At 72.6% G+C, this 22,941-nt stretch carries 23 protein-coding genes; 13 read left to right on the top strand and 10 right to left on the bottom strand.

Annotation, left to right across the window (positions count from 1 at the left end; translation table 11 throughout):
* Nucleotides 1–354: 354 nt before the first annotated feature.
* The gene (locus RM446_RS17225; protein ID WP_311546356.1) at nucleotides 355–1,533 is read left to right on the top strand and encodes a JmjC domain-containing protein; all 1,179 of its coding nucleotides are present in this window, start codon (nucleotides 355–357) and stop codon (nucleotides 1,531–1,533) included.
* Between the two features lie 99 nt (nucleotides 1,534–1,632).
* On the opposite strand, the gene RM446_RS17220 is transcribed toward RM446_RS17225, so the two are convergent.
* A complete protein-coding gene (locus tag RM446_RS17220; protein WP_311546355.1) occupies nucleotides 1,633–2,463 on the bottom strand; it encodes a TetR/AcrR family transcriptional regulator in 831 nt (276 codons plus the stop codon).
* A gap of 293 nt (nucleotides 2,464–2,756) precedes the next feature.
* Between RM446_RS17220 and RM446_RS17215 the strand changes: the two genes are divergently transcribed.
* The 3 genes from RM446_RS17215 to RM446_RS17205 all read left to right on the top strand — a co-directional run bounded on the left by RM446_RS17215 (nucleotide 2,757) and on the right by RM446_RS17205 (nucleotide 5,857).
* The gene (locus RM446_RS17215) at nucleotides 2,757–3,776 is read left to right on the top strand and encodes an ATP-binding cassette domain-containing protein (RefSeq protein WP_311546354.1); all 1,020 of its coding nucleotides are present in this window, start codon (nucleotides 2,757–2,759) and stop codon (nucleotides 3,774–3,776) included.
* Nucleotides 3,773–4,642 (top strand): ABC transporter permease, encoded by an 870-nt coding sequence (locus RM446_RS17210; RefSeq protein ID WP_311546353.1) that lies wholly within the window; start codon nucleotides 3,773–3,775, stop codon nucleotides 4,640–4,642. The genes RM446_RS17215 and RM446_RS17210 overlap by 4 nt, the downstream gene beginning before the upstream one ends.
* Nucleotides 4,643–4,990: 348 nt before the next feature.
* Nucleotides 4,991–5,857 carry a (2Fe-2S)-binding protein gene (locus RM446_RS17205; RefSeq protein ID WP_311546352.1) on the top strand — a complete coding sequence of 289 codons (867 nt, stop codon included), beginning with the start codon at nucleotides 4,991–4,993 and terminating at the stop codon, nucleotides 5,855–5,857.
* Nucleotides 5,858–5,950: 93 nt separating this feature from the next.
* Here RM446_RS17205 and RM446_RS17200 read toward each other — a convergent pair whose 3' ends face one another.
* Nucleotides 5,951–6,565 carry a TetR/AcrR family transcriptional regulator gene (locus tag RM446_RS17200; RefSeq protein WP_311546351.1) on the bottom strand — a complete coding sequence of 205 codons (615 nt, stop codon included), beginning with the start codon at nucleotides 6,563–6,565 and terminating at the stop codon, nucleotides 5,951–5,953.
* A 129-nt stretch (nucleotides 6,566–6,694) separates the two neighbouring features.
* Here RM446_RS17200 and RM446_RS17195 point away from each other — a divergent pair, with 129 nt between their 5' ends.
* Complete coding sequence (locus tag RM446_RS17195) at nucleotides 6,695–6,979, top strand: hypothetical protein (RefSeq protein ID WP_311546350.1); 285 nt, start codon at nucleotides 6,695–6,697, stop codon at nucleotides 6,977–6,979.
* 85 nt (nucleotides 6,980–7,064) lie between these two features.
* Here the strand turns inward: RM446_RS17195 and RM446_RS17190 are convergent, their stop codons facing one another.
* Complete coding sequence (locus tag RM446_RS17190; protein ID WP_311546348.1) at nucleotides 7,065–7,607, bottom strand: MOSC domain-containing protein; 543 nt, start codon at nucleotides 7,605–7,607, stop codon at nucleotides 7,065–7,067.
* A 221-nt stretch (nucleotides 7,608–7,828) separates the two neighbouring features.
* Here RM446_RS17190 and RM446_RS17185 point away from each other — a divergent pair, with 221 nt between their 5' ends.
* The 3 genes from RM446_RS17185 to RM446_RS17175 are packed head-to-tail and all read left to right on the top strand — an operon-like array spanning nucleotide 7,829 to nucleotide 9,257.
* The gene (locus RM446_RS17185) at nucleotides 7,829–8,167 is read left to right on the top strand and encodes an ArsR/SmtB family transcription factor (RefSeq protein ID WP_311546347.1); all 339 of its coding nucleotides are present in this window, start codon (nucleotides 7,829–7,831) and stop codon (nucleotides 8,165–8,167) included.
* Nucleotides 8,164–8,634, top strand: a complete 471-nt coding sequence (locus tag RM446_RS17180; RefSeq protein ID WP_311546346.1) for an SRPBCC domain-containing protein — start codon at nucleotides 8,164–8,166, stop codon at nucleotides 8,632–8,634. Before RM446_RS17185 ends, RM446_RS17180 begins: the two co-directional genes overlap by 4 nt.
* Nucleotides 8,631–9,257: a dihydrofolate reductase family protein gene (locus tag RM446_RS17175; protein WP_311546345.1), complete on the top strand. Its 627-nt coding sequence runs from the start codon at nucleotides 8,631–8,633 to the stop codon at nucleotides 9,255–9,257. The genes RM446_RS17180 and RM446_RS17175 overlap by 4 nt, the downstream gene beginning before the upstream one ends.
* A 175-nt stretch (nucleotides 9,258–9,432) precedes the next feature.
* On the opposite strand, the gene RM446_RS17170 is transcribed toward RM446_RS17175, so the two are convergent.
* The 3 genes from RM446_RS17170 to RM446_RS17160 all read right to left on the bottom strand — a co-directional run bounded on the left by RM446_RS17170 (nucleotide 9,433) and on the right by RM446_RS17160 (nucleotide 11,744).
* Nucleotides 9,433–10,038, bottom strand: a complete 606-nt coding sequence (locus RM446_RS17170) for a dihydrofolate reductase family protein (RefSeq protein WP_311546344.1) — start codon at nucleotides 10,036–10,038, stop codon at nucleotides 9,433–9,435.
* Nucleotides 10,039–10,288: 250 nt separating this feature from the next.
* Entirely contained in the window at nucleotides 10,289–10,930 is a 642-nt protein-coding gene (locus RM446_RS17165) for a DNA alkylation repair protein (protein WP_398695380.1), read from the bottom strand.
* 229 nt (nucleotides 10,931–11,159) lie between these two features.
* On the bottom strand, nucleotides 11,160–11,744 hold the full coding sequence (locus RM446_RS17160; RefSeq protein WP_311546342.1) for a PadR family transcriptional regulator: 585 nt from the start codon (nucleotides 11,742–11,744) through the stop codon (nucleotides 11,160–11,162).
* Nucleotides 11,745–11,852: 108 nt separating this feature from the next.
* Here RM446_RS17160 and RM446_RS17155 point away from each other — a divergent pair, with 108 nt between their 5' ends.
* From RM446_RS17155 to RM446_RS17145, 3 genes are all read left to right on the top strand, one after another.
* Entirely contained in the window at nucleotides 11,853–12,986 is a 1,134-nt protein-coding gene (locus tag RM446_RS17155) for an aromatic ring-hydroxylating dioxygenase subunit alpha (RefSeq protein ID WP_311546341.1), read from the top strand.
* Between the two features lies 1 nt (nucleotide 12,987).
* Nucleotides 12,988–13,992 (top strand): PDR/VanB family oxidoreductase, encoded by a 1,005-nt coding sequence (locus RM446_RS17150; RefSeq protein WP_311546340.1) that lies wholly within the window; start codon nucleotides 12,988–12,990, stop codon nucleotides 13,990–13,992.
* Between the two features lie 76 nt (nucleotides 13,993–14,068).
* Complete coding sequence (locus tag RM446_RS17145) at nucleotides 14,069–15,376, top strand: MFS transporter (protein WP_311546339.1); 1,308 nt, start codon at nucleotides 14,069–14,071, stop codon at nucleotides 15,374–15,376.
* 108 nt (nucleotides 15,377–15,484) lie between these two features.
* On the opposite strand, the gene RM446_RS17140 is transcribed toward RM446_RS17145, so the two are convergent.
* The 3 genes from RM446_RS17140 to RM446_RS17130 form a co-directional block, all read right to left on the bottom strand.
* Nucleotides 15,485–16,303, bottom strand: a complete 819-nt coding sequence (locus RM446_RS17140) for a DUF4352 domain-containing protein (protein WP_311546338.1) — start codon at nucleotides 16,301–16,303, stop codon at nucleotides 15,485–15,487.
* Nucleotides 16,304–16,480: 177 nt separating this feature from the next.
* Complete coding sequence (locus RM446_RS17135) at nucleotides 16,481–17,809, bottom strand: MFS transporter (RefSeq protein ID WP_311546337.1); 1,329 nt, start codon at nucleotides 17,807–17,809, stop codon at nucleotides 16,481–16,483.
* A 292-nt stretch (nucleotides 17,810–18,101) separates the two neighbouring features.
* Nucleotides 18,102–18,341: a hypothetical protein gene (locus tag RM446_RS17130; protein WP_311546336.1), complete on the bottom strand. Its 240-nt coding sequence runs from the start codon at nucleotides 18,339–18,341 to the stop codon at nucleotides 18,102–18,104.
* 378 nt (nucleotides 18,342–18,719) lie between these two features.
* Here RM446_RS17130 and RM446_RS17125 point away from each other — a divergent pair, with 378 nt between their 5' ends.
* Complete coding sequence (locus RM446_RS17125) at nucleotides 18,720–20,651, top strand: sigma-70 family RNA polymerase sigma factor (protein WP_311546335.1); 1,932 nt, start codon at nucleotides 18,720–18,722, stop codon at nucleotides 20,649–20,651.
* Between the two features lie 230 nt (nucleotides 20,652–20,881).
* Here the strand turns inward: RM446_RS17125 and RM446_RS17120 are convergent, their stop codons facing one another.
* A complete protein-coding gene (locus RM446_RS17120; protein ID WP_311546334.1) occupies nucleotides 20,882–21,712 on the bottom strand; it encodes a helix-turn-helix transcriptional regulator in 831 nt (276 codons plus the stop codon).
* A 120-nt stretch (nucleotides 21,713–21,832) separates the two neighbouring features.
* Here RM446_RS17120 and RM446_RS17115 point away from each other — a divergent pair, with 120 nt between their 5' ends.
* Nucleotides 21,833–22,897 carry an aldo/keto reductase gene (locus RM446_RS17115; protein WP_311546333.1) on the top strand — a complete coding sequence of 355 codons (1,065 nt, stop codon included), beginning with the start codon at nucleotides 21,833–21,835 and terminating at the stop codon, nucleotides 22,895–22,897.
* The last annotated feature ends 44 nt before the right edge of the window (nucleotides 22,898–22,941 follow it).

Genomic DNA, 22,941 nt, shown 5'->3' with positions numbered 1-22,941 from the left:
AGCGCAGCGCGGGGGCGGCGCGCCTCCCCCGATACGGGGGCTGGCGGTGTGCCGCCCCGCGCCCGAGGGCGCGGCCGGGGCGTCCCGGCCGGTGGGCGGGCACCGGATACCCAACGCCAACACGGAACAGGAGACGCCATGGACGCCTACGAGATCGACATCGAGGTCGAGGAGCTGACCGAGGTCACGTCGCGCGACATCACCGCCGGCGGAGACAACGACGGCACCGACTCCAGCTCCGACTTCATCTGACCGACGCCGCCGGCGTAGCCCATCCGCCGTCGGCAGGGCCGCCGGAGCGCGTCTTCCGCCTCCGGCGGCCCGCCGCGATCCGCAGCAGTGGAGGCCCCCGACGTGACCGACCGACTGTTCACCGAGACCCTGTGCGCCGCCGTGGGCGAGGACCTGCTCTCCGCGCGGCTGTCCGAGGACGTCGTCTTCGCCGACCTCGGCGCCGAGACCGTGCGCCCGCTGCTGGACTTCGACGCCCTCAACGGCATCCTGGCGCGCTGCGCGCTGGAGCCCCCGCGCCTGCGCCTGCACCGCAAGGGCGCGCCGGTGCCCGCGTCGCGCTATACCGACACCGCCCGCACCTCGGGCGCCGAGCGCACGGTGATCCGCCCGGACGGCCTCTACCGCGAGCTGCGCGACGGCGCGAGCCTGGTGCTGGACGCCGTCGACCGGTTGCACCGGCCCATCCGCGAGGCCACCGACGACCTGATGCGCCTGGTACGCGAGCGCGCGCAGGTGAACCTCTATCTGATCTGGGGCGACTCCCACGGCTTCGACACCCACTGGGACGACCACGACACCTTCGTCGTCCAGGTCGAAGGAACGAAGTCCTGGCAGGTGCACGGACCCGGGAGCCGTCGGCACCCGATGAAGGTCGACTCCGACCACGGCCACAGCGCTCCGGAGGCCACCGTGTGGGAGGGCGTCCTCTCACCCGGCCACGTGCTGCACGTACCGCGCGGGTGGTGGCACACGGTCAAGGGCACCGGGGACGTCAGCATGCACCTGACGTTCGGGTTCACGCGGGCGACGGGGATCGACTGGGCGCGCTCACTGCTGCAGCACCTTTACGACGTAGATTTCTTCCGTGCCGACCTGCCGCGCTTCGGCTCGGCCGAGGACCGCCGCAAGCACCAGCACGAGCTGATCCGCCGGATCGCCGACGCCGCCGAGGAACACGACCTCGACGGCTTCCTGGCCGAGCACGACGCCCGCTTCCCGCGGCGCCAGTCCTTCGCGCTGCCGTGGGCGGTCGACGGCGCGGCGCCCCAGGCCGAAACGCGGGTGGAGTTCGTGCCGATCCTGCCCCCGCCCCTGAAGCGCGAGGGCGAGCAGGTGGCGGTCACGGTCTCGGGCAAGCGCTACCGCCTCCCGGCGGCGGCCGAACCGGTACTGGACGCCCTCGCCCGCCGACCGCACACGACGGTCGCCGAGCTGGCCGAGGACTCCGGCACCCCGATGGAGGACACGGCCGCGATCCTGCGCGCGCTGGTGCGCCACCACCTGGTCCTGCTGCGCTGATCCGCCCGGCCCGCCCGGCGGGGGCGAGGGCGGCGGGCGTTGCGAACCCGTTCGACCGCGAGCGCGATGATCAGGTGCAGCGAGGCCGGGCCCCGCCCCTCACGGATCTCCGCGCGCCCCGGACCGTGTCCGACCGCTCGCGTAGGCTTCCACACCGTCCAACAGGCGGTGCAGGCCGAAGGCGATGTCGGTGCCCATCTCGTCGACCAGCCCCCAGTCGGCGCCGTGGGCGCTGCGCCGCCCCGGGGGTCCCGGGTCGAAGACGCCTTCCGCGGCCAGAGCGGCGATGTTGGGGTAGCGCTTCGGGACGGCGAAGCGGCGCAGGACGGAGGCGTAGGCCGCGCCCGCCGCGTCGTCGCTGACCCCGCCGGCCCGCCGGGCGCCCTCGACCTGCACGGCGATGCGGGCGATCTCGCGCACGGCGCCGTCGATGAACAGGACCACGGCGACCCGCTCGTAGCCGGGCAGGCCCGCCACGGTCAGCGTCTCCAGGTATGCCTCGAACCAGGACAGCTGGTTGGGCCCCACCGGCGGACCGGAGATCTCCACCCCCAGCAGCCAGGGACGGTTCCTGTAGACCTCGACCAGCGCGCGCGAGACTGCCTCCAACCGCGCCCGCCATTCGGCCGCCTCGGGCTCGGGGGCCTCGCCCAGCGCGTCGTCGGCCATCAGCTCGACGAGCTGCTCCTTGCTCGACACGTAGCGGTACAGCGACATCGTGGTGTAGCCCAGCTCGGCGGCCACGCGCTGCATCGACACCGCACCGAGCCCTTCGGCGTCGGCCAGCCCCACCGCCGCGGCCACGATCGCGTCCAGGCTCAGCCCCGGCCGCGGCCCCCGGCGGGGCCGGTCGGCCACCCGCCACAACAGCTCCAGCCGCCGCTCGCCCTCCAGGCTCCCGTCGGCCCGCTCGCCGCCGCTTGTCGCCATCGCTATGACCACCGTCCGCTCGCGTGGCCCCCATCCTAGAACCGCGGCCTCCCCTCGCTCTCCGCCCCGCTCCCGCGCGAGCCGAGGCTCGCGGCCTGCGGCACCCGAACCCGCATCGACCGCTTGACAAACGGGGGAGCCCACCGACGCACCTCGGGGCCGCTGAGGTCCGCCCCGTCCGGCACGCCGCACCGGCACCCTCCTCCTCCGCCCTTGCCGGAGCCAGTCGCGCCGTGACACTGTGTATGCCATACACTAATAAGTGTGCGACATACACAGAGAGAAGACTCCGGATGGACGAGCCCGTGATCACCGCCGCCGGCCTGCGCAAGCGCTACGGCTCCGCGCAGGCCCTGGACGGCTTCGACCTCGCGGTCGCGCGCGGGAGCGTGCTGGCCCTACTGGGCCCCAACGGGGCAGGAAAGACCACTGCCGTGGAGATCCTCGCGACGCTGCGGCGGCCCGATGCGGGGAGCGCCCGCGTCGCCGGGTTCGACGTCGCCCGCGAGCCCGACCGCGTCCGCGAGCGCATCGGGCTGACCGGCCAGCACGCCGCCGTCGACGAGCTGCTGACCGGCCGGGCCAACCTGGTGATGTTCGGACGGCTCAACGGGCTCGGCGCCGCCGCCGCGCGCCGCCGGGCCGACGAGCTACTGGAGCGCTTCGGGCTCACCGGCGCCGCCCGCCGCCGGGCACGCGGCTACTCCGGCGGGATGCGGCGGCGGCTCGACCTCGCCGCGAGCCTCACCCGCGACCCCGAGGTGCTCTTCCTGGACGAGCCCACCACCGGGCTGGACCCGCGCAGCCGCAACGCGGTGTGGGACTCGGTGCGCGAGCTGGTGGGCGCGGGCACCACGGTGCTGCTGACCACCCAGTATCTGGAGGAGGCCGACCGGCTCGCCGACCGCGTCGCGGTCATCGACTCCGGCGCGGTGATCGCCGAGGGCACCGCCGCGCAGCTCAAGTCCCGCGTCGGCGGCGACCACGTGGACGTCGTGACCGCCGAGGCCGCCGACCTGCCCGCCGTCGCCGGCGCGGCCGCGCGCGCCGGCGGAGGAGAACCGCAGGTGCACACCGAGGACCTGCGCGTCAGCGTCGCGGTGGCGGGCTCCGCGCGGATCGCGCTGCTTACCGGCATCGTGCGGGAGCTGGACGCCGCCGGGCTCGCCGTCGAGGACATCGGGCTGCGCCGCCCCACACTGGACGACGTCTTCCTCGGGCTGACGGGCCGGCCCGGCGCCCCGGGCGCGCTCGCGGTACCCGGCGCCCCTGCCGCATCCGCGCACGCGGCCGGCGAGGAGGTGTCGGCATGACCGCCGCACCGCATGGAGGCCACCGAGACGCCGCGACGCCGGCGGCATCCGCCCCTCCCGCCGGCGGAGGACTGCGCCGAGCGCTCGACCACGGCTGGGTCATGACCGTGCGCAACCTCCAGCACGATGTGCGCGCTCCCGCCGAGGTGCTACTGAGCCTGTGCGTCCCGCTGATGATGGTGCTGGTGTTCGGCTACGTGTTCGGGGCGGGCATGGCCCATCCCGGCACCGGCGGACCCGAGGGCTTCCGCACCTTCCTGATGCCGGGCATCTTCGTGATGGCGATGCTGTACTCGGTTTCGGCCACCGCCACCGGAGTCGCCCAGGACGCCGACAAGGCGGTGATCGGCCGCTTCCGCTCCATGCCCATGGCATCCTCGGCACTGCTGACCGGCCGCGCGGCCGCCGACATGCTGCGGGCGCTGCTGGAGACCGGCGTGCTGGTGGGCTGCGGCCTGCTGATCGGCTGGAACTGGCTGGGCACCGCGGGCGAGGCCCTGCAGGCGGTCGGGCTGCTGCTGCTCTTCCGCTTCGCGATGACCTGGGTGGGCATCTACCTGGGGTTGGCGGTACGGGACCCCAGCCTCGTCGGGCTCGTCGTCTACCCGCTGGCATTCCCGCTGGGTGTTCTTTCGACGACGTTCACACCGCCGCAGCTGATGCCTGCGCCGTTGGCGGTGGTCGCCGAGTGGAACCCGGTGTCCTCGGTGGTCAACGCAGCGCGCGAGCTGTTCGGGAATCCGGGGGTGGGCGGCGGCAGCTGGGTGGCGCAGCACGCGCTGCCGATGGCCGTGCTCTGGCCGCTGGCGATCCTGGCGGTGTGCGTGCCGCCGGCCGTGGCCCGCTTCCGCCGACTGAGCCGCTGAGGCCGCCCTCGCGGCGGCGCCGAGCCGCCGCGAAGGCCGCCGCTCGCCGGCGTGCTCCCCCGGTCCCGCAGACTGCACCGGCACTCCTGTGCGGGACTGCGCTTGCCACAACCGTTCCACCGCGCAAGCCCCGCCGGGCGGGCGCTCAGGCCCGTCCGGCACTGCCGACCCACTGAGCAGGGGGTACCGCCCTGGGGACGGCCGTTGCTGCACCCTTCCCTATTAGGGTAGCCTCATCTAAAGGCCGGTGATCGACTTCGTCGTCTCAACCCGGCGGCATTCGTGCGACGCGTCCAGGCGCCGAAGCCGCACGTCCCGACGCGGTGCAGGAAGGTGGGCTGAGGCCGCATGGCCGTAGAGCAGGCTCCGCTGCGAGCGGTGATCGATGCCTGTCGGCCGCTGAAGTTTGCACCGCTGCCCGACGTGCGGACCACCACGGTGCAGTCCATGCGCGAGCACCCGGCCACCGAGCACTGGTACCGCACGGACCTGATGGTCGCCGAGGGCGCAGTGGGCGCTCTGTTCCACCAGCTCACCGCCCAGCACGGGCCCGGACACAAGCTCCCGGCCGCCACCCACTTCATGCGGTCGCTGCTGCGCGAGCCCATCTTCCTCGTCTCGGCGGGCATCTACCTCACCGGCCGGGCCGCCCTGCTGGACGAGCGCCACCTGTGGTTCCCGTGGCTGTCCACCTCGGCGTTCGGCGCTCCCACCATCACCAGCGCCCGCATGGCCGTGCTTCCGGACGACCCAGCCGCCGGCCACCCCGACGCGGTGGTCGTGCCCGACGAGGCCGCCCTCAACGCCATCGCAGCCCGCCACCTGGTGCGCACCTTCTCTCCGATCATCGACGCGCTGCACGCCCACACGCGCGTGGGGCTGCGCACGCTGTGGGGATGGGTCCTCGACACCCAGCACTTCTACATGCTCAACCCGGCCCGGTTCCTGGGCCGCGACGCCGAGGCCGCCTGGCGGCGCGCCGGGGAACTCGGCGACGCGCTGATCGAGGCCGGGGCGGTCACGCGGGCGCGCCCGCGGCTGTTCCCCTTCTATGAGGACCACCCGCGCGGCACCTGGGCGGTGCGGGGCACCTGCTGCTTCGACTACAAGGGCGACCCCGAGCACGGCTTCTGCACCACCTGCCCGCTGAAGTGCGACGACGACCGCCGCACCGAGCTGCAGGAGTGGATCCGAAACCCCGCGCTGGCGCCGTAGCAGTCGGCGCCGGCAGGTCCGTCCGCCACAGGCGGACGCGCACCCCGTGTCCGCCTGCGCCGCTTCGCCCGTTCGCAGGACAGGGTGCGCCGCTCAGCGCAGAAGGGTGCGCTCGGCGGTGGCGACCAGGGTGTCGGCGACCTCCTCGGCCGAGCGCGATCGCCCTGTGAGGAGCAGGTCGACCCCGTCGAACGAGGTGAGGAGCCAGAGCAGGTCGGACGCGCGCTGGGCGGACACGTCCGCGCGCAGCGCCCCCTGCTCTGCCAGGCGGTCGGCGAGCTCGGACATCCCGCTCAGGCGCCCCCGTTCCATGCGTTCGACCGCACCGCCGACCGCGGCGGCGTCCAGCCGCGCCATCGACGACAGGGCCCGCAGCAGATCGCGCTGGCCGACGTAGATGCCGACGACTCCCCGGATCGCCCCGCGCAGCCCTTGACGCGCGTCCGGGTGCTCGGCGTCCCTGAGCATGCCCTCGAACCCGCCGCGGTGCAGCAGGTCGGCCCCCAGCGCGTCGAATAGCCCGGCCCGCGATCCGAAGACCTGGTACACGGTGGGCCGCGCGACACGAGCGAGCCCGGCGACGCGCTCGATACTGACCGCCTCCGCCGGCCTCTCCTCCAGACAGCTGATCACGGCGTCGAGGATGCGGCGCCGGGTCCGCTCGGCCGATTCGGCGCGCAGCCGCTGCTCGTACTTGCGGGTCGCCATGCGGTACACCCTAGCATTTCGATTGACAGTTCGTATTTCGAAATACAGACTGTCGTTCGAATTAAGTCGCCGGCGGCCCTCTCTGTGGAGAGACCGCCCTGACCGGAACGGGGCCGCCTCATGCGGATCATGTTCACCTGCGAACTCAGGCCCGAGGCCGTAGACGAGAACCTGGCGCTGCTGCAGGACGTCTATGCCGAACTGGAGTCGGTGCGTCCGCCCGGCCTGCGCTACGAGACCCTTCAGGCCGACGACGGAGTCACCTTCGTGGCCTTGGTGGAGCTCGACCATGGCCCCGAGGCGCTGCAGGGCCTCGAAGCGTTCCAGCGCTACCGCTCCACCCTGGAGGAACGGTGCGTGCGCCCGCCCGCCATGACGGTGGTGCGCGAGGTGGGCGCTTACCCGGCGCCGTGAGCACCCGCGCGGCGCCGGGCCCGGGGTCTGCGGGAACGCCGTGCCGCGGGTCGCAAGGCGCCGCCGCTCCCGCCGCACACCTTCGCTAGACGCGCTGCAGCGGGCGGCGCGGGCCATGGGGCGGGCGCACCCCGATCGGGTCGCCCGGCCGCACCTCGCCGGCCGCGCGCACGACGCCCATCACGCCGGCTTTGAGCACGACCGCGCCGTCGTCGTCGCGGCCGACGACGGCCTCGAGCACTCCCCGCCGGAAGTCGTCGATCTGCCTGCAGGGGTTGCGCAGCCCGGTCACCTCGACGACCGCGTCCGGGCCGAGCGACAGCAGGGCGGCGGCGGGCAGCGAGAGCAGGTCCAGCCCGCGGGTGGTGACGTTCTCCCCCAGGTCGCCGGGGTGCACATCGAAGCCGGACGCCCGCAGCTCGTCGTGCAGCTCGGCCGGGATCAGGTGGACCTGGCGCAGGTTCGGCTGCGAGGGATCGCGCGCCACCCGCGACCGGTGGCGGACCGTCGCGCCCATGTGCGCGTCGCCCTCGACGCCGAGCCCCTCCAGCAGGCGGACGGACTCCGCCCCGGGCTTGCTGAACGTGTGCTCCGCGCTGCGTCCCACCGCCGCCACGTGCGCCGCCATCGCCGCCCTCCCGCCGCCGGTCTACCGGTCCCGGACGGCATGGTACGCCGGCGGGCGCCCGCGGAGCCGAGCGGGCCCCCGGGCTGCGGGAGGCGGGGCACGAGGACGGCCGCGGGGAAGGCGGCGCTGCTCGGGCCTCGCCGACCGGCCCCGTGCCGCCCTCCGCACGCAGCGGAGCTCAACTCTTGCGCCAAGCGTTGCGCCTTGCGATACTTAGCCTGATGGCAAAGTATTCGGAGCAGCTCGACGGGGTGTTCGTCGCCCTCGCCCACCCGACCCGGCGCGGGATCGTCCGACACCTGGGCCGCGGCCCCAGGAGCGTCGGCGACCTCGCCGTCAGGTTCCCGATGACTCTCCCCTCTTTCATGAAGCACGTGCGGACGCTCGAGTCGAACGGGCTCATCAGCACGGTCAAGGCCGGTCGCGTGCGCACCTGCGTGCTCAATCACGAACGGCTCTCCCTTGTCGACGACTGGCTCGCGGAGCAGCGCCGGAGCTGGGAGGAGCGCACCGACCGCCTGGAGCGGTTCGTCACAGACCCCGAGGAGGACGCCCGATGAACCCCGAACTCGACCTCGCCCTGGAGCGGATCATCCGCGCCCCGCGAGCCAGGGTGTGGAGTGCCTGGACCGACCCCTCCCGGCTTGAGCAGTGGTGGGTCCCGGCTCCGTCCCGCTGCAGGGTGGACCGCCTGGACCCGCGCCCCGGCGGGGCGTTCGTGACGCGTCTGAGCGAGGACGGCGCCGCGTTCGTCCCGCACCTGGACGCATGCTTCCTGGCCGTCGACGAACCCGAGCGGATCGTGTTCACCAACGCGGTCGACGGCACGTGGCGGCCCGCGAGCAGCGTCCCGTTCGCGATGACCGCCACCATCACGCTGAACGAGCACCCGGACGGCACGGACTACCGGATCCTCGTCCGGCACGGGGCGCCCGAGGATCGCGCGCGCCACGAGAAGCTCGGGTTCGCCGAGGGCTGGGGGACGGTCGCCACCCAGTTGGCCGCATACACGGAGGGAGTCCGATGAAGCTCGCACTCACCGAGTTCGTCACGCTCGACGGGGTCAGCCAGGGCCCCGGCTCGCCGGACGAGGACACCAGCGGCGCCTTCACCCGCGGCGGGTGGCTGGTACCCCACATGGACCAGGCGTTCGTGCGGCGCGCCTCCGACTGGCTCGACCTCGCCGACGGCCTGCTGTTCGGCCGGCGGACCTACCAGGCGTTCGCACGCGACTGGCCGCAGATCACCGACCCGGACGACCCGTTCGCCGCGCGGATGAACAGCCTGCCGAAGTACGTCGTGACCAACAGCCTCACCGAGGGGACCTGGCACCCCACGACCGTTCTGCGGGGCGACCCCCTCCAGTCGGTCGCCGAAGTCAAGGCGCTGCCGGGCCGGGAACTCCAGATCCACGGCAGCGCCCGGCTCGGCGACGCGCTGCTCTCAGCGGGCCTGGTCGACGAGCTGCGCCTCGTGGTCGCCCCCGCGGTCCTGCGGACCGGCCGACGGCTGCTGACCGGCGAAGGCGCCCCGTCGGGCCTGCGCCTGCTCCGCCACGAGGCCACTCCGAACGGACTGCTGCTCCTTGAGTACGAGGTGGCCGGACAAGCCCCGCAAGGCGCGTACGAGGGCGTGACGGGCGTAGCTTAGGGGGTTCCGCGGGCAGGTCGCGTTCGACGGGCAGACCGTCGTCCTTTTTTCCGAGACGCGTGCCTGTTCCGCATCACCGACGCGCACCCACCCGGGCATCTCGCAGCACGGCCTTTCTCTGGTCGTTTCGCGCCCGCCGGCCCGGCGGCGGTCCGGGCCGGCGGACAGGGCGACGTCACGCGGGGGCGCCGAGCGGCGGGTGCTCGAGCACGCGGGGCTTGTACTCGACAAGCTGGATGCGGCCGTCGAAGGTGCGGTGCTCGATCATCTCGAGGGCGACGTCCGGATAGCCGTCGTAGATGCGTTCTGCGCCCGTGGCCCCGGTGATCACCGGGAACATCACGACCCGGAAGCGGTCGACGAGTCCCGCTCGCAGCAGGGACCGGCACAGGCTCAGGCTGCCGATCGTGCTGAGGAGCCCCGAGCCACTCGACTTCATGGCGCGGACCGCCTCGACGACGCCGCCGCGGACGAGCGTACAGTTGGCCCACGCCAGCGGCTCCTCGAGCGAGGAGGAGAACACCACCTTGGACGCTTGCGTGAGCGCGTCGACGGACGCCTCTTCCTCGGGCCTGAACTCGTCCTGGCCCTTCGGGACCTCGCCGGCGGCGAAGCCCGACATCTGGCGGTAGGTATTCGCTCCCATGAGGTGGGTGGCCTCGGGCTGCTCGCCGAGCCATGCGAGGTACTCCGGGCCCTCGAGGCCCCAGAACCCGGGCCATCCCTCGCCCGATGCGTGGCCGTCGAGGGAGGTGATGAAGTCAACGAGAAGCTCTGACATCGCGATGCCCCTTCCTGAGTCACGAGCTTTGACCGGCGGGGAGCCGCAAACTCATCGGCTGCGCTGTGGGCAACGAGGAAATCCATGACGCTGCGGCCGATCTTCTCGTCCGGGCAGTGGAAGGCGGCATCGCAGGCACTGCTGGTCGAGGAAGCGTCGATGCGCGATGCGGGGAGCCGGAAGGGGGTGCGAACGCCCGGGCCGCGCGGGCCGCGCGGGCCCGGGCGTGATCAAGCCGGGGCGAACCGGCTCACCCCCGCTGCCGGCCCACCATCTCGGCGATCCAGACGGGTGCGAAGGGCGACGTGCAGCCCGGGGAGGTCGGGTAGTCCCTGAGCACCTCCAGGCGCTCGCCGATGCCGACGGCGCGGCCGCGGTACTCGGCGTGCTCGATCCCGATCTGCGCCAGGCAGTGGTTCATCGCCCACTGCAGCCGGTCCGGCGCGTCCTTCATCTGCGACTCGATGAGGTCGAGCAGTCCCGCGAGGTCGAGACCCTCGGGCCGCTTCGCCACGCGTTCGGTGGTCAGCGCCCAGCCGGCACTGGCGACCACCGGGTCCGGGTCGGCCGACCAGGCCACACGCAGATCTTCGGCGTGCGGGCTCTTCTTCACGACGTAGCTCACGAGCCAGTCGTGCACCTTAGGCGTGCGCGCTTCGCGCAGCATGGCGTCCAGCTCGACGCGTTCGAACGCCTTCGGGCGGCAGATCAGGATCGCCAGCAGTCGCGCCGCGGTGTCGCCCGTCTTCCAGAGCCGGCACGCGAGTTCCTGCTGCGTCTTCAGCCGCTTGGCGAGCGCGCGCAGCTCGGTGAGGTTCACGCCGTGGTCGTCGCCGCGCCTCTCGTTCACCTCGCGTGCTTTCGGGTCCTCGAGCGCGGCCAGCTCGGCCATCACTCCGTCCACCGTCGTCGTCTCGGCCACCGGGAACCTCCTGTCCAGCACGTGCGAGCCTCAGCCTACGACCCGGTGCCCGGCTCCTCCATCGCGGCGAGGCGGGGGATCCGCCGGGACCGGACCGGAGCCGGCCGAACCCCGTTGACCTTGTGGCCATCGCGAAGGAAAGGCGATTGCTATTCGCGATGGCCACGAGATCGACGGGGCTACCCGCGCCGGTTCGCAGTCAGGAGCCGTGCAGTTCCTCGACGAGCGCGAATCCGTCCGCGATCCAGGCCAGCTCGGTGCGGGCACGGGCGATGAGGCCGTCGTAGGCATACACCTTGTAGCGCACCGCGAGCTCGGCCTCGCGCTCGTTCAGCTTGGAGAGGCGGGCCGCCAGGGTGGGGTGGCTGCGGTCGACGAGGGTGGCCCGGGTGCCTTCGAGCATGCGCAACTGCTCCTCCCAGTACGCCTGCTGCTGCCGCAGCTGCTCACGCACGGACCCGGGGGCGGCGAAGTCGAAGTAGGCGGCCTTCAGATACGCCGGGTCGCGCTGCCGCTGCGGCACCAGCGGCGACTCCATCCAGACCCGGAAATCGGCCAGTCCGGCGTCGGTGACGTGGTATTCCTTCTTCGTCCCCTTCTTGCCCCAGGGTACCTCGACCGAGGTGAGCAGCCCGTCGCGCTCCATCCGGTTCAGCTCGGGATAGATCTGCGAGTCGGGCGCGTGCCAGACATGCGCCACCGAGGAGCTGAAGCTCTTCGAGACGTCGTAGCCGGTCATCGGCCGACCGGTCAGCAGCGCGATCAGCGCGTAGCGCAGGGACAACAGCCCTCCCCCTCCGGACCGTTCACGCCATCCATCCTTGCCAACTAACTATATCCATAGTTACTTTGTGAGCCGTGCAACAGATACCTCTCTTCATAGGGAGTTCCCTTGACGCTCACCACATCTCCCCTGGCAGGGACCGCGCCGCCGACCACAGCGGCGGCGAAGATCTTCAACCATCCCCGCAACGCCTGGTATGTCGCGGCCTGGGACCACGAGGTCACCGGCAAGCGGCCGCTGGCGCGAACCGTCGCCGGCGTGCCGCTGGCGCTCTGGCGCAACAGTGAGGGTCGCGCGGTCGCCCTAGCCGACGCCTGCTGGCACCGGCTCGCGCCGCTGTCGAAGGGGAGGGTCCTGGGCGACGAGCTGCAGTGCCCGTACCACGGCCTGCGCTACAACGCGGCCGGCCGCTGCACCGGGATGCCCGCGCAGGAGACGATCAACCCCAGCGCGGTCGTGCCGTCCTACCCCGTCGTCGAGCGCTACCGCTACGCCTGGGTGTGGGTCGGGGACCCGGACCTGGCCGACCCCGCAACCGTGCCCGACATGCACCGGATGGACGACCCCGCCTGGGCCGGCGACGGCGAGACCATCCACGCGGACTGCAACTACCAGCTCGTCCTCGACAACCTGATGGACCTCACCCACGAGGAGTTCGTGCACTCTTCGAGCATCGGGCAGGAGGAGTTGTCCGAGGCCGAATTCGACGTGACGCACGAGGGCGACACCGTCACGGTCACCCGCTGGATCCGCGACATCGCGCCGCCGCCGTTCTGGCTGAAGAACATGCGCGACAAGTTCCCCGGCTTCGAGGGCCGCGTCGACCGGTGGCAGATCATCAGGTTCGAGGCCCCGGCCACCATCTGCATCGACGTCGGTGTGGCGAAGGCCGGTACGGGCGCGCCCGAGGGTGACCGCAGCCAGGGCGTGAACGGGTACGTGATGAACACGATCACCCCGGAGACCGACCGCACCTGCCACTACTTCTGGGCGTTCATGCGCAACTACCGCCTGGACAGCCAGACCATCACCACCCAGCTGCGCCAGGGTGTGCACGGGGTCTTCGGCGAGGACGAGGACATGCTGCGCGCCCAGCAGCGCGCCATCGACGCCAACCCGGAGCACGAGTTCTACAGCCTCAACATCGACGCCGGCGGCATGTGGGTACGCCGGATCCTGGAGCGCATGCTCGCGGCCGAAGGCCGCCCGTCGTCCGCTCCGGCTTCCGGTCAGGGGACCTGAGGTGGCGGTCCAGGCCCGGACGCGCAGGCAGCGGGCCCGGGTGGTCGAGGTCGCCGACGCCGCCGAAGGCGTACGCCGCATCGTCCTGGAACCCGAGCATCCCGAGCATGCCGCACCCGGGACACACATCGACGTCGAGACCGGGAACGGCGTCGGCAGAGTGCGTTCCTACTCCGTCGTTCGCTCCGAGGACGGCGGCCGCAGGCTGACGCTCAGCGTGCAGCTCTCCCCGACATCGCGCGGCGGCTCCGCGGCGATGCACCGGCTGCGGGTCGGGGACGAGCTGAGTGTCACCGGTCCCCTCCAGAACTTCCCGCTCGCGGTCGGCGCCGCCCGCTACGTCCTCGTCGCCGGCGGCATCGGCGTCACCGCGCTGGTGGCGATGGCCTCCGCGCTGCGCCGCCGCGGCGCCGACTACGAACTGGTGCTCGCCGGCCGCAGCCGCGCCGTGATGGCCTACCTCGACGACCTGGCCGCCGAGCACGGCGACCGGGTGCGTATCCACGTCGACGACGAGGGCACGCCCCTGGCGGTCGACGACCTCGTCGCCGGCATCGCCCGGTCGTCCGCCTCCGCTGCCACCGAGCTGTACATGTGCGGCCCGATCGGGCTCATGGACGCCGTCTCGCAGAGCTGGGCGGAGCACGGCCTGCCGGCGGCCAACCTGCGCTTCGAGACGTTCGGTTCCAGCGGCCGGCACCCGGCCGAGGAGTTCCTGGTACGCCTGCCCCAGCTCGGCCGGGAGATCACCGTCGCACCCGACACCTCCATCCTCGACGCCCTCGACGCCGCCGGCGTGGAAACGCTCTCGGACTGCCGCAAGGGCGAGTGCGGGCTGTGCCTGGCCAAGGTGGTCGGCGCGACCGGCACCGTCGACCACCGCGACGTCTTCCTGAGCGAGTCCCAGAAGGAGCGCTCGAGCAGTCTGTGCCTCTGCGTCTCCCGAGCAGCGGCAGCAGACGGCGGCCCGGCGGGGCCCGCCGTCCTCTCCCTCCACCTCACCTGACCCGGCGCACCACCGCGTACGGGTCCTCACCCCCTGGACAGCCATGAACATCTCCGCACGTATCTCACAGGCACCGATGAGCGGCTACCAATGGCTGATCGTCGCCCTCTGCGCCTTCATGAACTGCCTGGACGGCTTCGACGTGATGGCGGTCGCCTTCACCGGCCCGTCGGTCACCGAGGAGTTCCAGCTGACCGGGTCACAGTTCGGGCTGCTGGTCTCGGTCGGCCTTGTCGGGATGGCGATCGGCTCGATGCTGCTCGCTCCCTTCGCCGATCTGATCGGTCGGCGCCCGCTGATCCTGATCAGCCTCGCCCTCGGCACGATCGGCATGTTCGGCGCGGCGATGGCGCCGTCGGCGCCCGTGATGGGCGCCTTCCGCCTCGTCACCGGCATCGGCGTCGGCGGCATCCTGGCCAGCACCAACGTGATCACCAGCGAGTTCTCCAACGCCAAGAACCGCGGCCTGTCCATCGGCATCTACACCGCCGGGTACGGCATCGGCGCCACCGTGGCGAGCCTGGTCGCCAAGGCCGCGGTCGGCGGCGATTGGCGGGTCGTCTTCTACGCCGGCGGGTTCGGCACGCTGCTCGCCCTGGTCGTGATCGCCTTCGTCCTGCCGGAGTCGGTCGCCTTCCTCGAGCAGAGGCGCCCGAGCGGCGCGCCGGCGCGGATCAACAAGACACTGACCCGGATGCGCATGCCGACCGTCACCGACACCGACCTCGACCGTTCGGCCGCGACGCGCAAGGAGGCCGAGCGGGCCGGCGCGGGATGGCTCAGGCAGCGGCTTCCTCCGACCGTCCTGCTCTGGATCACCTTCATCACGATCATGTTCGGCTTCTACTTCGTGAACAGCTGGACGCCCACGCTGCTGGTCGAGGAAGGCCTATCCGAGAGCGCCGCCGTGACCGCCGGGATGGCGATCTCGATCGGCGGCACCGTCGGCTCGGTCCTCTACGGCCTCGTCGCCCGGCTGCGTACGCCGCGGGTGGTGCTGATCGGGTTCTCCCTGCTCGCTGCCGCGATGATGATCGTCTTCATCGTGAGCGCCTCGACCCTGTGGCTCGGATTCGGCATCGGCGTCGTCGTCGGCGCCCTGATCAACGGCTGCATCGCCGGTGCCTACACCGTCGGCCCGCCGCTGTACCCTGCCAACATCCGAAGCGTCGGCATGGGCTGGGCACTGGGGATGGGACGCATCGGCGCCATCCTGTCGCCGACCGTCGCGGGCATGCTCAAGGACGCGGGCGCCTCTGCGACCCAGCTCTACATCGGCGCCGCCATGGTGGTCGCCGTCTGCGCACTCGTCCTGGTCGGCCTGCGCCGGTACGACCCCGAGTCCGGCCCCGCGGCCAAGGAGGCGCTGGGCAGCGCCTCGTGACCCGGCACATCAACCGTTGATCTTGTAGCCATCGCAAATGGAAATCGCTTTCCTTCACGATGGCTACAAGATCGGCGGCGGCGGGCCGCGGCCCGCCGCCCCCGGCGGCTAGCCGGCGGTCCAGCTCTCCAGACGGACGACCGCGGGCGTGTCGGCGGAGGTGAAGTCCTTCAGGTGCAGGGCCGCGGGCTCGCTGCCGGGCGGAACGTCGAAGACCAGTCCGCCGCGGACCTGCTCGCCCGGGGCGAGGCGTCCGAACAGGGCGTCGGGGTTGCCGGCCCGCAGGCCCGCGGTGCTGTCCGGACGGTGGCGCGCGCCCGCGGTGTCGGCGAGACGCTGATCGGCGTCGGTGAAGAAGGCGGCCTCCTCGCCCACGTTGCGCACCGTCAGGCGGGCGACCACGAAGCTGCCTTGCGCGGCCTCGCCCTGCACGGTGCCGCCGACGTAGTCGAGGCCGGTGTGCACGCCGGTGACGGTGAACTCGAAGGAGCCCGAGGATACGGGGTCGCCGACGCGGCCCCACGCACCGTCGGGGGGCGGCTGTTCGACCTGGCGGGCCGCCGTGGGCAGATGCGCGGCGACGCCGCCGAGGGTGTCCGAGCCGCCTCCGGCGAGCAGCACCGCGGCTCCCGCGGCCCCGATCGCGGCCGCGGCACCGAGAGCGGCGGCGATTTTCGGCCACCTGCGCCGCCGGGGAACCGGTTCGGCTTCAGCGGCGCCGGGACCGCTCTCGGCCGGTTCGGCGGCCGCATCGGGGACCGCGGGAGCGTCGGGTGCCGCGCCGGGCACGGTGGTCTCGGCGGCGCCTCCGGACGCCTCGTCCGCACGCGGCGCGGGAGGCTCCCGCGGGCCGGAAGCGGTGCCGCCGAGGTCGGACACGGCCGCCCCGGCGGCACCGCTGTCCGCTGGTGCCTCTCGCTCGTCCACGCCGCCTCCTTCGCGGGTGCCACACACGATTCACGGACGGTGACGCCTGCTGGGGAGGATACCGACAGGCACTCAACGAAACACGCAGGTCGACGGGTGTTTCCACGCATCTGGTCGTGACTGTGCGTCATGTTCGCGACGGGGCGGACGGTGCCGCGTAGGGGTGCGCGGGACCGGTCAGCCGGCCCGGCGGGCCCGCACGGCGAGCAGCAGCACGGGCAGCGTCAGCACCGCGGCGAAGGCGTTGAGCGGCCCGAACCCGAAGACCACCAGCAGCGCGCCCGATAGGGCCGCCCCCGCTGCACCGAAGGCGTGCATCAGCAGGTCGGCCGTTCCCTGCGCCTGCGGGCGGCGTTCGGGAGGCAGCGATTCGGCCAGCAGGGCCGACGCCGACACCAGTCCGAAAGACCACCCCAGCCCGAGGACCGCGAGGCCGACCGTGACCTGCGCGTCGCTGTGGCCGGCCGTGCCCGCCAGGACCGCCGCGACCAGCAAGAGCCCTTGCCCCGCCAGCAGAACCGGAACGCGGCCCAGCCGGTCGGAGAGCCAGCCGACCAGCGGAGAGAACGCGAACATGCCCGCGATGTGCAGGCTGATCGTCAGCCCGACAACGTTCAGCGCCGCGCCGCCGGACTCCATGTGCACCGGGGTCATCGTCATGACGGTGACCATGGCGGCGTGCGAAGCGGCCATACCCGTGATGGCCAGCAGCGCCCGGGGTTCGGAGGCGATCGCCCGCAGGGACGCGGCCAGCGGCCGGCGCTCCCGGCCCCGCTCGCGCGCCTCCTCCGGCGCGGCGCTGACTGCAGCCGCGCGGGCCAGCGCCAGCGGGTCGGGGCGCAGCAGGAGAACGACGACGGTCCCGGCCGCAGCGAAGGACGCGGTGCTGAAGACCAGCGGTCCCGCCAGCGGGTCGAGCCCCAGCACCCCGGCCAGGGCCGCGCCCGGACCGGTCAGGTTCGGACCGGCAACCGAACCGATCGTGGTCCCCCACACCACGAGTGAGAGGTCCCGGCCGCGGGTGCGGTCGGTCGCCAGGTCGGTGGCGCTGTGGCGGGACTGCAGTCCGGTGGCGCTGCCGGCGCCGAAGAGCGCCATGCCCAGCAGGAAGACGGGGAAGAGCGCGGCCTGGGTGCCGGCGATCGCGGCGAGGCCGCCCAGCGCCGCCAGGAACCAGCCCAGGCCCAGTCCGAAGCGGCGCCCTCGGCGCACCGCCGCTCCGGCCAGCGGGAGGGCCAGCGCGGCGGCGCCGACCGTGACCATGGTCGTGGCCATGCCGGACCAGCCCTGGGAGCCGGTGAGGTCGCGGGCGATCAGGCCGATCACCGATGCGGCGGCCGCCACGCCGACACCGCCGACGACCTGGGCCGCGGTCAGCACGGCAAGCACACGCGGGCGGGCGCGGGCCGCGGTGCGCACCGCCTCCTGGCCGGCGGAGGCTGCGGGAGGGGCGGGTGCCGCGGAGGCGCCGGGGGACGGCGCCGCGGTTTCGTCCGGCGCCGTCATCGCCGCTGCGAGCCTGCGCGCATACTCTCCCCCGTCCGGTCTCGCGGGCCGCGCCGCTGCGGCTACTCGAAACGGACCGAGCATAGCGACCGCAACCGACGGATCATGACTTAGGGGACCCCGCGGGAGCGGACGCGAACTCCCGCCCTCGGAGATCGGCGGGGGCCGCGCCGAAGACGGCGCGCAAGGACGCCGACGGAGCGAGACCCTCCTGGCGAACACCGAGGAGGTCCGGACGGACCGGGTCGGCGAAGCCGACCGGCGCCCGTGCCGAGCGAGCGGAGAGGGCGGGTCACCCCCGGCCGTAGCGCCAGCGCAGGAACCCGTGCTCGCGCTCTATGCGGCGCATCTCGGCGTAGAGGGCGTCGGGGTCGACGGCGGAGACGACGGCGCCGCCCTGGGGGACGGGCCAGCACGCATACGCCCAGAAGCGGCGGGTGTAGGCGCCCCACAGCACGATCCACATGCCCTGCTTCTGCCACTCGATGTAGGAGGCTGTCTCGCGCCGGTCGTCCTCTTCGCCCTCGTCCATAGCGAGTGGCTCATACCCGGCCCGATATCGGCCGATCGGGCCGGATGTGGTCACCGCGGAGGCCTGGACACCCCCGCCTCGCGCGCACCGGGAGCGCACACGCGTACCGCCCGACGGTGCCGCCTCCTCCGCTCCCCCGCCATCGTCGCCGTCCGCGGTCGGCCCCTGCCCCTTGGCGGATCCCGCGCCGCGCTGGAGACTGTCGGCTGCCGTCCGCCCGCACCGCGGGGCGGGCGGAGCGGGCGGAGCCGCGCCGGAAATCGGTGGCGGGATTTCCGTTGTCCCCCGGGCACGCCCCCGTCTCCCAAGGGTGGAACGGGGCGAGGGGCCCCTGGCGCTCCCCCGTCGCCGCCGGAGACATCCGAAGGGAAACGAGCAATGAGCCACGATCCCGGCCCGGGGCAGGACCCCGCACTGGTGGCCGCCGCCCGCGACGGCGATCCCGAGGCCGTCGAAGCGCTGCTGTCGCAGTCGCTGCCGCTCGTCTACAACATCGTCGGCCGCGCCCTGGACGGCCACAGCGATGTGGACGACGTGGTGCAGGAGGCCCTGCTCCGCGTCGTCCACGGCCTCGGCCGGCTGGAGCGCCCGGAGGCGTACCGATCCTGGATGGTGGCCATCACCGTGCGCCTGATAAGGGACTGGATGCGCGCCCGGCAGCGGTCCCGGGAGAACCTCAGTTCGCTGCCGCAGGCCGAGCACCTGCCCGACTCGTCGGACTTCGTGTCGCTGACGATCCTGCGGCTGAACCTGACCGACCAGTGCCGCGAGATCGCCGAGGCCACCCGCTGGCTCGACGGCGAGGACCGCGAGCTGCTTTCGCTGTGGTGGCTTGAGGAGACCGGCCGGCTCGACCGCACCGAGCTGGCCGAGGCGCTGGGACTGTCGGGACGGCACGCCGCCATGCGGGTGCGCCGCCTGAAGGACCGGCTCGACGTCAACCGCGGCATCGTACGCGCCCTGGCCGCCCGGCCCTGGTGCTCGGACCTCGACGCGGTCGCCGACGGCTGGGACGGCCGGCCGAGCCCGCTGTGGCGGAAGCGGCTGGACCGCCACGTCCGCGCCTGCTCCCGCTGCGGCGACCGCTCCGAGCGGCTCGCGCCGGTGGAAGGGCTGCTGCGCGGCCTGCCGCTGCTGGCGCCGCCGCCGGAGCTGTACCGAGCCCTCGCCGAGTCCGCCCTGGTCGGCTCCCCCTACGCTGCGGGGTCGCCGGCAGACGCGGGCGGCGATGGGGGCGCGCACGCGGGCGGCGGCCCGTCCTCGGCGCATCACCGCCCTCCTGCTCCAGGACTCCGCCGGGCACGCCCGCCCGCTGCCCGGCGGAGCATCCTGGTCGCCGCGGGCGCGGGAGCGGTCGCCACGGGTGTCCTGGTCGCGGCCGCAGTCGCGGACAACACCCCGGCCGCGCCGCAGTCGGCCGCTCCCGCCCCGGGGCCTACAGCGGTCCGGGAGTCCAGCGCGGCACCGGACTCTCCCTCCCCCTCGCCGCCCGCCTCTCCCACTGCGGCACCGTCCGCTGCCTCGTCCTCTCCGGCCCCCGCGCCCGAACCGGAGACCGCCGAGGCCGCCCCTGCGGACGGCAAGGGAGTGGCCGCGTGGGAGTTCGGCGGCGCCGAGGCCGCTCTGCGGCAGTCGGGGGCCGGCTGGTACTACACCTGGTCCACCGCCCATCCCGGCGTCGACGCCGGGGCCGGGGCCGAGTTCGTCCCGATGATCTGGGGCGCCGAATCGGTCACCGACCAGGCCCTGGCCGAAGCCGAGGCGGCCGGACCCCACCTGCTCGGGTTCAACGAGCCGGACATGGCCGAACAGGCCGACATGTCGGTGGAGCAGGCCCTGGAGCTGTGGCCGCGTCTGGAGGAGACGGGCAGCACGCTGGGCAGCCCGTCGGTGGCCTACGGGGCCGACACCGAAGGCGGCTGGCTCGACCGCTTCATGGACGGGGCACAGCAGCGCGGCCACCGGGTCGACTTCATCACGGTGCACTGGTACGGCTCCGACTTCCGCACCGACGCGGCCGTCGAGCAGCTGCGCGGCTACCTCACCGCAGTACACGAGAAGTACGGCATGCCGGTCTGGCTCACCGAGTACGCGCTGATCGACTTCTCCGGCGGCGCTCCCCGCTATCCCGCACCTCCGGAGCAGGCGGCCTTCGTCTCCGCGTCCGCGGACATGCTGTCGGACCTGCCCTTCCTCAAGCGCTATGCCTGGTTCGGCCTGGGCACCGACGAGTCCGGCCCGACCACCGCGCTGTACCGCAGCGGCCCCACTCCCACGGAGATGGGGCGCGCCTTCCAAGCGGCTCCTTGACCCTCCGCCTGCGACCGGCCGCCGTGCACCCGCGGTCGACCCGCAACGCAGGCGAGGACCGCTTGGCAGGCGCCCCCGTGCCCGCGCCCCTCGGGCACGGGGCCCGTCGGCCCGGCGGCGCCCCTGCCGCGCCGCCGGGCCGGCGGTTTCATGCGCGCCCGGGGATCAGAGCGTGTGCGCGGCCGGGAGGAAGGCCTGCCGTCCGGAAAGGGGGAACGGACGGTTCGAGATCACCGTGCGTACAGCCGGTCCAAAGCCGACTGGCTGTCGTCGTCCGCTGCCCGGAAGATCAGCAACCGCTGGTCCGCGTCCTGAAGCGGCATGAGCACTTCGAAATGCACGTCGATCAGACCGGCCTCGGGATGCCGCAGCGCCTTTCGCCCGCGGCCGTTGACCTCGACGTCCCGCTCGGCCCACAACCGCGCGAACTCCTCGTCGCCGGCCATGAACTCGGTGATGAGGTCGGTCAACGCCTGATCCTCCGGATACGCGGCCCACGCAGCACGCAGATGGGCGATCCCCTCCCGCAAAGCGCCTTCGCGGTCGACGTAGAACTCGCGCATCTGCGGATGCATCAGGCACAACCACATCGAATTGCGCTGCGACGGCGGCAGGGTGTCGAAATCCAGGAGCAGCCTCGCCATTTCGCCGTTCCAGGCCAGGATGTCGTAGCGGTGGTTCATCAGCATGGCCGGCAGCGGCGACAGGTCGGCGACCAGCCGGGTCAGCGGCGGCGCTGCTGCGGTGGCCGGCTTGTCGGCGCCGCTGAGGCGCTGCCGGGTCAGGTTGAAGAGGTAGACGCGTTCGTGGGGGGCCAGTCGCAGCGCCCGGGCCAGCCCTTCCACCACGTTCACCGAGGGCCGCAGTCCGCGCCCCTGTTCCAGCCGCACGATGTAGTCGACGCTTACCCCGGCCAGTTCGGCGACCTCTTCGCGGCGCAGTCCCGGGGTCCGCCGGGCCTGCCGACGCGACGGGAGGCCGAGAGCGCGCGGGTCCAAGCGTTCGCGCCGGGTCCGTAGGAACGCGGCCAACTCCTGCGTCGTGTCCACGGTGCGGGTCATCGCCTTCGACCCTACAGCCAGGGTGGGATCCGCAGTCCCAGGAGCTTCCTTCCCTTAACCCCGGCTCGCGCCGGTCGCAGGCTTGTTCCCGACATCGGATCACAAGCACGGGAGGACACCATGTCGCTCACTCTCGACACCTATCGGCTGCTGGGCCGCTCCGGGCTGCGGGTCTCACCGCTGGCGCTGGGCGCCGCGACCTTCGGTACCGAATGGGGTTGGGGCGCCGAGCAGGACGAGGCGCGGAGGCTGTTCGACCTCTACGTCGAGCGCGGCGGCAACTTCATCGACACCGCCAGCACCTACACCGACGGCAGCTCCGAGCGCATGCTGGGCGAATTCACCCGCGACAACCGCGAAGGCCTGGTGCTGGCGACGAAATACACGACGCAGCGCCGGCCCGGAGATCCGAACTCCGGGGGCCCTCACCGAAAGAGCCTGTTCGCGTCGGTGGAATCCAGTCTGCGACGACTGAATACGGACTACCTCGATCTGCTCTACCTGCACGTGTGGGACTCCACGACGCCGGTCGAGGAGATCCTGCGCGGCATGGACGACCTGGTCCGCCAGGGCAAGGTCCTGTACGTGGCGATCTCCAACGCGCCGGCCTGGCAGGCGGCCCGCATGCAGGCGATCGCCGACCTGCGCGGCTGGTCGCCCCTGGTTGCCCTGCAGATCGAGTACAGCCTGATCAATCGCACCGGGGAACGGGACCTGATCCCCATGGCACGCGAGATGGGGCTGGGGGTGGTGCCGTACTCGCCGCTGGGCGGCGGGGTACTCACCGGCAAGTACAGCCGCGACGACCTGACCGCGACGACCGCCGGATCCGACGGCAGTACCCGCAAGAGCCTCAACCTCACCTTGGGCAACATCAGCGAGCGCAACTTCGCCATCGCTGAAGTGGTGAAGGAGATCGCCACGGAGCTGGGCCGACCACCCGCCCAGGTCGGGCTGGCCTGGACCCTGCAGAACCCGGGTGTGACGGCGCCGATCATCGGCGCCCGCACCGTCGGGCAGTTGCAGGGCAATCTGGGCGCCCTGGAGGTCGATTTCACCGCCTCTCAAGCGGCCCGCCTCGACGAGGCCAGCGCGATCGAACTCGGCTCCCCGCACGACCTGATCGCCGGCGGCTTCGCCCGCGCGCAGACCCGCGGCGACCTGAAGATCGAAGCCCGCCGCTGACGCGCCGACGATCCCCCGAGGGCGGCAGTGCCGCCCTCGGGGCG

This window comes from Streptomonospora wellingtoniae, assembly GCF_031845375.1.
Classification (GTDB): domain Bacteria; phylum Actinomycetota; class Actinomycetes; order Streptosporangiales; family Streptosporangiaceae; genus Streptomonospora; species Streptomonospora wellingtoniae.
This window is presented reverse-complemented; position numbering and strand designations above follow the sequence as displayed.

Coding starts and splice junctions, on each gene's coding strand:
- RM446_RS17175 (WP_311546345.1), top strand. CDS start 8,631: ATGAAGCTCGCACTCACCGAGTTCGTCACGCTCGACGGGGTCAGCCAG.
- RM446_RS17120 (WP_311546334.1), bottom strand. CDS start 21,712: ATGACCCGCACCGTGGACACGACGCAGGAGTTGGCCGCGTTCCTACGG.
- RM446_RS17205 (WP_311546352.1), top strand. CDS start 4,991: ATGGCCGTAGAGCAGGCTCCGCTGCGAGCGGTGATCGATGCCTGTCGG.
- RM446_RS17220 (WP_311546355.1), bottom strand. CDS start 2,463: ATGGCGACAAGCGGCGGCGAGCGGGCCGACGGGAGCCTGGAGGGCGAG.
- RM446_RS17130 (WP_311546336.1), bottom strand. CDS start 18,341: ATGGACGAGGGCGAAGAGGACGACCGGCGCGAGACAGCCTCCTACATC.
- RM446_RS17215 (WP_311546354.1), top strand. CDS start 2,757: ATGGACGAGCCCGTGATCACCGCCGCCGGCCTGCGCAAGCGCTACGGC.
- RM446_RS17115 (WP_311546333.1), top strand. CDS start 21,833: ATGTCGCTCACTCTCGACACCTATCGGCTGCTGGGCCGCTCCGGGCTG.
- RM446_RS17165 (WP_398695380.1), bottom strand. CDS start 10,930: ATGGCCGAGCTGGCCGCGCTCGAGGACCCGAAAGCACGCGAGGTGAAC.
- RM446_RS17185 (WP_311546347.1), top strand. CDS start 7,829: ATGGCAAAGTATTCGGAGCAGCTCGACGGGGTGTTCGTCGCCCTCGCC.
- RM446_RS17145 (WP_311546339.1), top strand. CDS start 14,069: ATGAGCGGCTACCAATGGCTGATCGTCGCCCTCTGCGCCTTCATGAAC.
- RM446_RS17190 (WP_311546348.1), bottom strand. CDS start 7,607: ATGGCGGCGCACGTGGCGGCGGTGGGACGCAGCGCGGAGCACACGTTC.
- RM446_RS17125 (WP_311546335.1), top strand. CDS start 18,720: ATGAGCCACGATCCCGGCCCGGGGCAGGACCCCGCACTGGTGGCCGCC.
- RM446_RS17135 (WP_311546337.1), bottom strand. CDS start 17,809: ATGACGGCGCCGGACGAAACCGCGGCGCCGTCCCCCGGCGCCTCCGCG.
- RM446_RS17210 (WP_311546353.1), top strand. CDS start 3,773: ATGACCGCCGCACCGCATGGAGGCCACCGAGACGCCGCGACGCCGGCG.
- RM446_RS17200 (WP_311546351.1), bottom strand. CDS start 6,565: ATGGCGACCCGCAAGTACGAGCAGCGGCTGCGCGCCGAATCGGCCGAG.
- RM446_RS17180 (WP_311546346.1), top strand. CDS start 8,164: ATGAACCCCGAACTCGACCTCGCCCTGGAGCGGATCATCCGCGCCCCG.
- RM446_RS17195 (WP_311546350.1), top strand. CDS start 6,695: ATGTTCACCTGCGAACTCAGGCCCGAGGCCGTAGACGAGAACCTGGCG.
- RM446_RS17170 (WP_311546344.1), bottom strand. CDS start 10,038: ATGTCAGAGCTTCTCGTTGACTTCATCACCTCCCTCGACGGCCACGCA.